This is a genomic window from Rhizobium sp. RSm-3 (assembly GCF_001854685.1).
GTDB classification, from domain to species: Bacteria; Pseudomonadota; Alphaproteobacteria; order Rhizobiales; family Rhizobiaceae; genus Rhizobium; species Rhizobium ecuadorense.
This window is the reverse complement of the sequence record NZ_MAWZ01000019.1, coordinates 60,341-68,156: the sequence shown is the minus strand read 5'-3', so window position 1 is coordinate 68,156 and position 7,816 is coordinate 60,341. Positions and strand designations below refer to the sequence as shown.

General features: G+C 61.8%; 7 protein-coding genes. 2 read left to right on the top strand and 5 right to left on the bottom strand.

Annotated elements, in window-relative coordinates:
* Positions 1-90: 90 nt before the first annotated feature.
* From BBJ66_RS17955 to BBJ66_RS17940, 4 genes are all read right to left on the bottom strand, one after another.
* A complete protein-coding gene (locus BBJ66_RS17955; RefSeq protein ID WP_071088680.1) occupies positions 91-2,652 on the bottom strand; it encodes a GcvT family protein in 2,562 nt (853 codons plus the stop codon).
* 156 nt (positions 2,653-2,808) lie between these two features.
* A complete protein-coding gene (locus tag BBJ66_RS35005; RefSeq protein ID WP_071088678.1) occupies positions 2,809-3,048 on the bottom strand; it encodes a hypothetical protein in 240 nt (79 codons plus the stop codon).
* Between the two features lie 9 nt (positions 3,049-3,057).
* Positions 3,058-3,318, bottom strand: coding sequence for a hypothetical protein (locus tag BBJ66_RS17945; protein WP_071088690.1), 261 nt, complete (start codon positions 3,316-3,318; stop codon positions 3,058-3,060).
* Between the two features lie 3 nt (positions 3,319-3,321).
* Complete coding sequence (locus BBJ66_RS17940) at positions 3,322-3,642, bottom strand: helix-turn-helix transcriptional regulator (RefSeq protein WP_071088677.1); 321 nt, start codon at positions 3,640-3,642, stop codon at positions 3,322-3,324.
* Between the two features lie 451 nt (positions 3,643-4,093).
* On the opposite strand from BBJ66_RS17940, the gene BBJ66_RS17935 reads away from it, so the two are divergent.
* Entirely contained in the window at positions 4,094-5,155 is a 1,062-nt protein-coding gene (locus BBJ66_RS17935; protein ID WP_071088676.1) for a class I SAM-dependent methyltransferase, read from the top strand.
* 12 nt (positions 5,156-5,167) lie between these two features.
* Here BBJ66_RS17935 and BBJ66_RS17930 read toward each other — a convergent pair whose 3' ends face one another.
* The gene (locus BBJ66_RS17930) at positions 5,168-6,010 is read right to left on the bottom strand and encodes an AraC family transcriptional regulator (RefSeq protein ID WP_071088688.1); all 843 of its coding nucleotides are present in this window, start codon (positions 6,008-6,010) and stop codon (positions 5,168-5,170) included.
* Between the two features lie 246 nt (positions 6,011-6,256).
* Here BBJ66_RS17930 and BBJ66_RS17925 point away from each other — a divergent pair, with 246 nt between their 5' ends.
* Entirely contained in the window at positions 6,257-7,723 is a 1,467-nt protein-coding gene (locus BBJ66_RS17925) for an alpha-glucosidase/alpha-galactosidase (protein WP_071088687.1), read from the top strand.
* Positions 7,724-7,816: the final 93 nt, after the last annotated feature.

The following is a 7,816-nucleotide window of genomic DNA, read 5'->3' as shown; positions in this document are numbered from 1 at the left end:
CGACCCATCGAACAAGCCTCCATCGCTCATTCAATCAAATCTGATTTGCGACAAAAGCGGAATCCCGATTCAACCAAGTCGCAAACCGCTCTAGGTGCGCGGCTTCAGATTTTCCGGGTCGTAGATCGGTTTGTAGCCGACGCCGACAACCTCGACCGGATAGGTCTCGGCAAAGTATTCGACATTCAGCTTGCGACCGACCTGGCAGTGCGACCAGGGCAGGTAGGCGAGCGCAATGTTCTTGCCGACCGTGGGGCCGTAGGCGATCGAGGTCGTGTAGGAGCGGCGGCCGAGCTCGTCGACCAGGACCTCGCCGGTGGCGGGATCGACGACCGGCAGGTTGCCGAGCGGATAACGCTTCACGCCCGATTTATCCGTATTCTCCGTCATCACAAGTGTGCAGAGCATGGCCGGCTGGTGTTCACGCGCCTTGTATTCCAGATGCTTGGCCTTGCCGCGGAAATCGGCTTCCTTGACCTTCGGACGGGCGAGATCGGCTTCGATCAGATTGTACTGGGTCAGGAGGTCGGCGTTCTGCAGGCGCAGGCTCTTTTCCATGCGGCGCGAGTTTGCATAGGTCTCGACGCCGAAGGCCATCACGCCGGTGGCGCGCAACGCATCCCAGACGGCGAGGCCGTCTTCGTACTTCATGTGCAGTTCCCAGCCCTGCTCGCCGACATAGGAGATGCGGAAGGCGGTGACTGATTTGCCGGCGATTTCGATCGGCTTGATCGCCGCGAAGGCGAAGTTTTCCTGATCGAGCCCGGCCGGATCGGCCACGGCCTTTTTCAGCGTGTCGCGGGCGTTCGGACCCCAGATGCCGATCGTCACGAATTTCTCCGAGACGTCGGTGATGGTGACGTCGAGGCCGCGGTCTTCGGCGACGCGCTTCATATAGTACAGGTCGCGCGGGCCGGCGTCGGCGCCGTTGACGAGACGGCAGCGGTCGGCCATGCGGAAGACGGTGAAGTCGGCGCGGACCATGCCTTCATCGTCGAGGAAGTGGGTGTAAACGCCCTTGCCGATGTTTGCATCGCCGCCGACCTTGGCGGCGCACAGCCATTCCATCAGCTCGACATGGTCGGGTCCCTCGATATCGACCATGTGGAAGTGGCTGAGATTGACGATGCCGCAATCCTCGCTCATCGCCAGATGCTCGGCATTCGAGACGCGCCAGAAATGGCGGCTGTCCCATTCGTTCTCGCGCACCGGCACGCGGTCGGCATATTTCTCCAGAAGGTGCTCGTTGGCGGCGTAGCCGTGCGCACGCTCCCAGCCGCCGAGTTCCATGAAGTAGCCGCCCAGCTCCTTTTCGCGCTCATAGAAGGGCGAGCGCTTGGCGTTGCGGCCGGATACATAGGGTTCGCGGGTGTGAACGGCGGGGAAATAGATCTTCTGGGCGGCTTCGTAGCAGCGGCCCTCGATGAACTCTTCCGTCAGCTGATGCGGATAGAAGCGGGCGTAATCGATGCTGTTGTGATCGATTTCGGTGCGGCCGTCGGTCATCCAGTCGGCGATCAGCTTGCCGTAGCCCGGGCCGTCCTTGACCCAGATGGCAACGCAATACCAGAGACCCCTGACCTTCTGGCTCTCGCCGCAGGATGCGCCGCCGCTGGCGGAAACCTGCAGCAGGCCGTTGAAGGAGTGGCCTTCGTTATAGCCGAGCTCGCCGAGGATCGGCGTCAGTTCCATGGCGCGTTCGAGCGGCTCGATGATCTGTTCCATCTCGAGGTCGCGCTGGGACGGCGAAAGGCGCGCTTCGTGTTTTTCGAGAATATCGCGCGGGTGGCACATGCGCGGATTGTTGGCTTCGTAATAGCCCCACTCGATCTGGCCGCCTTCCGTCGTCGCCGGGTCGCCGGTATCGCGCATATAGGCGGAGTTGCCCTGGTCGCGCAGCAGCGGGAAGCCGATTTCCTTGCCGGTGCCTTCGAACTCGTTATAGGGGCCGAAGAAGGTGAGCGGGTGGTCGACCGGCATGACCGGCAGGTCTTCGCCGACCATTTCGGCGATCAGGCGGCCCCAGAGGCCGGCGCAGACGATGACGTGGTCGGCCATAATAGTGCCGCGATGGGTGACGACGCCCTTGATGCGGCCGCCTTCGACGATCAGCGACTTGGCCGGCGTGTTGCCGAACACCTGCAGCTTGCCGGCCTTTTCGGCGGCATCGACCAGCTTGCCGGCAACGGTCTGCGAGCGCGGAATGACGAGGCCGGCATCCGGATCGTAAAGGCCGCCCATCACCTGGTCTTCCTCGATCAGCGGGAACTTTTCCTTGATCTCGGAAGGGCTGACATAATGGGCGCGCGTGCCGAAAGCGCGGGCCGAGGAGAGCTTGCGCTTGATCTCTTCCATCCAGGCATCGTCGCCGGTGCGCGCCACTTCGAGGCCGCCGATGCGGGCGTAGTGGCCCATCTTCTCGTAGAAATCGATCGAATATTGCGTCGTCCAGACCGAGAGGTAGTCGTGGCTGGTGGTGTAACAGAAGTCCGAGGCATGGGCTGTCGAGCCGATATCGGTCGGGATGCCCGACTTGTCGATGCCGACGATGTCGTCCCATCCGCGCTCGACGAGATGATGCGCGATGGAGGCGCCGACGATACCGCCGAGGCCGATGATGACGACCTTTGCCTTTTCCGGAAATGCTGCCACGTGCTGTTCCTTCTACTGATCGGACGAACTAAAACTTTGCCAGCCGCCCTCGACTTGCGACGGGGGCATTATGCATCAGACGGATGATCGCCATTGGTCCTACGCCGCCGAGGACCGGCGTGATTGCGCCAGCCGGGCTCGCCAGGTGCACCGGGATCACGGCGCTGAAATCGCCTGCAGCCGGTCGATATCCACCAGCACGATGTCGTCGGAAACCGGCTCGCGATTGTGAAGGCGGAACCATTCCACCGCTTCGCGCACGCGCTCTCCATGCGGGCCTGGATAGGCGCCGAGGCCGAGAACCCATTCGCGCACGGTCTCGCGCTCCATCCGCCCGGCCCGGTATCGATCGCAGACGGTTTTCGCCGAGGCGACGAGATCATTGATGCTTTTCAAGACTATTCCTCAATGGACGGACGGTTCTTCATCGTCGAGAAAGGATCGCAGGCCGTCGCGCGCGACGACGGCCAGGAATTCGTCGAATGCTTCCCGGTCGGTGGCGAAGGGCTCGTCCCAGCGGATCAGATCCTCGGCCTGGGTGACGACTTCCATCGTCCAGTCTTCATTGCTGCCGGATGTGCGGAAGATATCGACGAGCACGGTGATCCCGTCATCGCTGAATTCTCCGGCCAGTTCCGAGTGTTCGAGCTTCTGCTTCTTCGTCATCATTCAGCCACCCGCGCCGGGCGGCGCGTCGTTTTCGAGATATTCTTCATATTGAACCGTTTCGGTCTCGTTGGTGTCGATCGAATTTGTCCGTTTGGCAAGGCGCACACCGGCCCCTCCACCGTTTTCCGGGATGAAAACGACGCCGCCTGCTTCGAGCGCCTGCTTCATATCCTGAAGGGTTCGGTCATAGGGCGAGCGTTTGCCGGCCTCGAAATTGGCGATCGTCGCCTTGGCGACGTTTGCGGCCGAGGAGAGATCGTCCTGCGACCAGGCCAGCAGGGCGCGCGCGGCGCGGCATTGGGCGGAAGACAGGTCCGTCATGATAGCCTTGCGTCGAAAGTGTCGTGGGACGGATTATATAAAAGATGCAATCTTGCACAAGCGGTGATGAGAGCGCGGATGGCGAGCACGGCTGTCAGGTCCGCGATTGACCAAGACCCCTCCCCAACCCCTCCCCACAAGGGGGAGGGGCTACGATGCCGCTCCCGACGCTTTTCACTTCAACGTTTCATCTGCAGAAAGGCTGATGTTTTTTGCAGGCGGATGCCGCGGCTTAGCCCCTCCCCCTTGTGGGGAGGGGTTGGGGAGGGGTTGGCAAACCCGCCTGCACAGCGCTCCGGTTGTGCCTGACAGCTACCCCGAATGTTACTCCACCCCGCATTCATTCGACCCTCAATACTCCACTTTCAGCCGCTGAAAGGGAAGGTTGATTGACGGAATATTATTAAAGCCTAATTTTGCAGGCCCTTAATCACGCGCTCGGGAGGAAACAATGCGTGAGCCGGATATGCAGAAACTCGATGCACTGGTCGGCCGGCTGGTCGGCGATGTCGGCGCCGCCATGTCGGGCGCCTTGGTCGTGCTGGGCGACAAGGTGGGAATTTTCAAGGCGATGGCCGACGGGACGCCGATGAACGTAAAGCAGCTTTCGGAAAAGACCGGGGTGAAGGAGCGTTACCTTCGGGAATGGCTCAGCGCCCAGGCGGCGGCTGACTATATCGTCTATGACGAAAAGACCGATCGTTTCAGCCTGACGGCGGAGCAGGCGATGGTCTTTGCCGAGGAAAACAGCCCGGCCTTTTTCGTCGGCGCCTTCGAAGTCGTGCAATCGATGTGGATGGATGAGCCGAAGGTCACTGATGCCTTCCGCACCGGCCAGGGTCTCGGCTGGCATGAGCACAGCACCTGCCTGTTCAGGGGAACCGAGCGGTTCTTTCGGCCGGGCTATAACAGCCATCTCGTCGCCGAATGGATTCCAGCCCTTGCCGGGATGGAAGACAAGCTCAAGGCCGGCGCCAAAGTCGCCGATGTCGGCTGCGGCCATGGCGCCTCGACCATCCTGATGGCGCAGGCCTATCCCGCCTCGCGCTTTACCGGCTTCGACTATCACGGCCCGTCGATCGAAAAGGCCAAGGCGGCTGCGAAAGAGGCAGGTGTTGGCGACCGTGTGACCTTCGAGCAGAGCCGGGCGGCGGAATTTCCCGGCCGCGGTTACGATATGGTCGCGATGTTCGACTGCCTGCACGACATGGGCGATCCGGTCGGCGCCGGCCAGCATGTCAGGGAAACGCTCGGGCCGAACGGCACCTGGCTGATCGTCGAGCCCTTTGCCCATGACCATCTCAAGGACAATCTCAACCCCGTCGGCCGCGTCTATTACGGCGCCTCGACGATGATCTGCACCCCGGCATCGCTCTCGCAGGAAGTGGGGCTCGGGCTCGGCGCCCAGGCGGGAGAGATGAAGCTGCGCAAGGTGGCGCTCGACGCCGGCTTCACGCATTTCCGCCGCGCCACCGAAACCCCGTTCAATATGGTGTTCGAGGTGCGGGCCTGAAGGAACTGTGTCCTATCTGAGCTTGCCGATGCTGGCATACATGCCGGTGGTGCGGAATTCCGTCGGGTTGGTGCCGTAGACCCGGCGGAAGACCTTGGAGAAATAGTTCGGATCTTCGAAGCCGCACATGATGGCGACTTCCTTGACCGGCAGGAAGTCCGCCTTGGTCAGAAGCTTGACGGCGCGCTGCAGCCGCTGCTGCAGCACGAATTCGGCCGGCGGCATGCCCTCGCTCTCGGCGAAGCTGCGGGAGAAATGCGCGCGGCTGAGGCCGACGATGCCGGCAAGGTCGCTGACCGGCAGCGGTTTTTCCAGATTGGCATTGATATGGTCGATCACCGGCTGCATCGGACTGAGCTCGGCGGCAAAGGCCGGCGAGCCGAAGACGTCGTCGTAGAGCGCCATCGCCGCCTCATAGGCAATCGCCGAGGCAGCGCCCGGCGAGGTGGCGCCGGTGACGAGGCGCAGGCTGCAATCGGCGAGATGATCGATGGTCGAGGGCTGCAGCTTCAGCACCGGGCCGGCGGTCGATAGTACCAGCTGGTGGATGCGCAGCGTTTCCTCGCCATTCATCGAAATCCAGAAATATTCCCAGCGGTCGCCTTTCTCCAGCCAGTAGCGATGATTGTGCGGCACGAGCACCAGCAGCGTGTCGCCGCCCTGCAGCCGATAATTGCGGTTCTGGTAGCGCAGCCGGCCGGTGCCGCTGATCGTGTGCTGCAGCACGGTGAAGGGCGTCTGGCCGCGCCTGCGGCCATCCCAGTCATAGGGTTCGTTCTCGCGCACTTCATAGCCGGAACTGGTCGGCATGGCATGCAAACGCTGCCGGCCGCGGGGCAGCGAAACCGTCCTCATCGACTGTCCGTTGGCAATCAAATTCTGCAGCACAAAATTACCCCTGAAAGCATAATCCTTCTCTGGTCGCCCCGCTGAATTCGGGCATAATCCCGCTCGACAAACAGGGAAGAGACCACGGCCGATCGAGCGGCCGGGAGGAAAACAGGCAGTTTTTCGGCTTTTTCAACCACATGTTCCGGCATGCGGGCCGATCCTCCATATCAGTTCTTTTCTGTAGCATTCGAATGGGCCGAGGTGAAGATCATGAGTTTCAAAATCGCTATCATCGGTGCGGGCAGCGTTGGCTTCACCAAGAAGCTGTTCACCGATATTCTGTGCGTTCCGGAGTTTCGCGACGTCGAATTCGCGCTGACCGATCTCAGCGAGCATAATCTGGAGATGATCAAGGCGATCCTCGACCGGATCGTCGAGGCGAACGGGCTGCCGACCAAGGTGACGGCGACGACCGACCGGCGCCAGGCGCTTTCCGGCGCCCGTTACATCATCAGCTGCGTCCGGGTCGGCGGGCTCGAAGCCTATGCCGACGATATCCGGATCCCGCTGAAATACGGCATCGATCAATGCGTCGGCGATACGATCTGCGCCGGCGGCATTCTCTACGGCCAGCGCAACATCCCGGTGATTCTCGACTTCTGCAAGGATATCAGAGAGGTCGCCGAACCCGGCGCAAAATTCCTCAACTATGCCAACCCGATGGCGATGAACACCTGGGCGGCGATCGAATACGGCAAGGTCGATACCGTCGGCCTCTGCCACGGTGTCCAGCACGGCGCCGAACAGATCGCCGAGGTGCTCGGCGCCAAGTCGCTGGGTGAGCTCGACTATGTCTGTTCCGGCATCAACCACCAGACCTGGTTCATCGATCTGCGCCTCAACGGCCGCAAGATCGGCAAGGACGAGCTGATTGCCGCCTTCGAGGCGCATCCGGTCTTTTCGCAGCAGGAAAAACTGCGCATCGACGTGCTGAAGCGGTTCGGCGTCTATTCCACCGAGAGCAACGGCCATCTGTCGGAATACCTGCCCTGGTACCGCAAGCGGCCGGAGGAAATCACCCGCTGGATCGACATGTCCGACTGGATCCACGGCGAGACCGGCGGCTATCTCCGCCATTCCACCGAGACCCGCAACTGGTTCGAGACGGAATTCCCGCAATTCCTGGAATCCGCTTCGAAGCCGATCGACCCGGCCAAGCGTTCGAACGAACATGCCAGCCATATTCTCGAGGGGCTGGAGACGAACCGGGTCTATCGCGGCCATTTCAACGTCAAGAATAACGGCGTCATCACCAACCTGCCGGCCGATGCGATCATCGAATCACCGGGTTTCGTCGACCGCTTCGGCATCAACATGGTCTCCGGCGTCACCCTGCCGGAAGCCTGCGCCGCCACCTGCATCGCCTCGATCAATGTCCAGCGCATGTCGGTGCATGCGGCGGTCACAGGCGACATCGACCTTCTGAAGCTCGCCGTGCTGCACGATCCGCTGGTCGGCGCCGTCTCGACGCCCGAGGAGGTCTGGCAGATGGTCGACGAGATGGTCGTTGCCCAGGCGCGCTGGCTGCCGCAATATGCCGATGCCGTGCCGGCCGCCAAGGAGCGGCTGTCGAAATCCAAGGTGCAGACCCGCGATTGGGCGGGTGCCGCACGCCGCAACGTCCGCTCGATCGAAGAGCTGCGCGCGGAAAAGGCGGCGCTGAAACAGGCCGTCTGACATTTCGTGAAGGCTGGTCGTCATGGGTTTCCGGGAGGGAGGTCCATGACACCGGGCCGGCCTTCATATCGTTCGAGGAGAAGAGAGCCGCGT